The sequence below is a fragment of the Rhodoferax saidenbachensis genome (assembly GCF_031457975.1).
GTDB lineage: Bacteria > Pseudomonadota > Gammaproteobacteria > Burkholderiales > Burkholderiaceae_C > Allorhodoferax > Allorhodoferax saidenbachensis_A.
The window spans coordinates 1-1,037 of sequence record NZ_JAVDXO010000023.1 but is presented as its reverse complement, the minus strand read 5'-3'; the positions used below and the strand labels follow the sequence as shown (position 1 = coordinate 1,037).

The following is a 1,037-nucleotide window of genomic DNA, read 5'->3' as shown; positions in this document are numbered from 1 at the left end:
AGCATCATGCGTTGCTCCAGAGTTTCAACATACTCCGCAATCACTTCCACTTTCTGCGAGCGCCCCAACGCAACAATGGTGCGGATGATGTCGGCGTTGGTGCAATTGCTCAAGACATCACGCGTCAACGATCCGTCAATCTTGATGGAATGCACATGAAAGCGACGCAGGTACAACAGCGATGAGTACCCCATGCCGAAGTCATCCATGGCGAGCCGAACACCTATCTCTGCAAATTTTTGCAAGGTTAGCTCCGCGGCTTGACTGTCGGGTATCACCGCAGATTCGGTGATTTCCAGTTCGATTTCTGAAGGGTTCAACCCGTGGCGATGCAGTAGATCTTCCAGCTTGCGGGTCAAGGCACTGTCTTCCAGTTGCAAGGGTGAAAGATTGACCGCCATGGTCAGTTCCCGGTAGCCCATGGCATTCCATCTGGCCTTGCAAGCGCAGGCCTGCTCTAAAACCCAGCCGCCCAACTTGTGGATAGAACCGCCGTTTTCAGTCAATGCCACCATCACCACCGGTGAAATGGGGCCATAGGCAGCATGGTTCCAACGCACCAAGGCTTCGACTCCCACCAAGCGTCCCAAGGTATCGTGCTTGGGTTGGTAGGCAAGCCACAGTTCGCCATCGTTCCTTTTCAACTCTTTGCGCAAATCAGCCAACAGGCTTCTGGCAACGAAACCCGTCTGGTCATGGCCGATGACAAATTTCCCCGATTTTTGGCTCTCTTCTGCGATGTGCTGGAGGGCATGGGCCACCGCTTTGGCGTCTCGCTCCTTGCGTACAAGTTCTGCCTTTCGTACGAAGGGAAGGTAAAGAGCAATGCCCAGCGCGATCTCGACACACTGCAATGCAGCGCCTCGCCAGCCTCCCGTCAACAGCCACCCCGACACAATCGGGGGCGTCGTCCACGGAATGTCCACCGCCAGAAAGCTGATCAACCCCAGCTCGGTCGCGGCCACCGTCATCAGAGTGAACAACAGAGGAATGCAGAGAAACGGCACGACATAGATCCCATTCAACACAATCGGCAG

1 protein-coding gene is annotated in these 1,037 nt (G+C 55.2%); it reads right to left on the bottom strand.

The features are described from left to right. Window positions 1-1,037, bottom strand: a 1,037-nt coding sequence (locus J2X15_RS21205; protein ID WP_310347037.1) for an EAL domain-containing protein, incomplete at both ends; no start/stop codon positions are given.